A 564-nucleotide genomic window follows, 5' to 3' on the forward strand; every position below is an offset into this window, starting at 1 on the left:
CCAAATTAGTGGTACCAACAACAGACAGTTACTTGTCTATATTCGTGAGATCATTGAATCAGCGAACTTTACCTTCATTCGCCACGGTGAAATGAAAGGTCTAGGTCACGCGATTCTAACGGGTCGTGAACTGGTTGGTGATGAACCTTTCGCTGTAGTACTTGCCGATGACTTGTGTGTGAACGAGGAAGAAGGCGTTCTTGCTCAAATGGTTGCGCTGTTTAAGCAATTCCGCTGTTCTATCGTGGCAGTACAAGAAGTACCCGCTGATGAGACGCACAAATACGGCGTGATTTCTGGTGAAATGATCAAAGATGACATCTACCGCGTAGATGACATGGTAGAAAAACCAGAACCAGGCACAGCGCCAAGCAATCTTGCGATCATTGGTCGTTACATCCTTACCCCTGATATTTTTGAACTGATCGAAAACACAGAGCCAGGTAAAGGTGGTGAAATCCAAATTACGGATGCGCTGCTGAAACAAGCAAAAGCAGGTTGTGTTCTCGCATATAAATTCAAAGGTAAGCGCTTTGATTGCGGTAGCGTAGAAGGCTACATTGA

Annotated in this window: 1 protein-coding gene; it reads left to right on the forward strand. The window is 45.0% G+C overall.

The window, feature by feature from the left end; genetic code table 11:
- Positions 1–564 (forward strand): sugar phosphate nucleotidyltransferase (locus tag R7040_RS28780; protein WP_318097939.1); only part of this gene is annotated, 564 nt, incomplete at both ends.

The organism is Vibrio sp. 1069 (assembly GCF_033340555.1).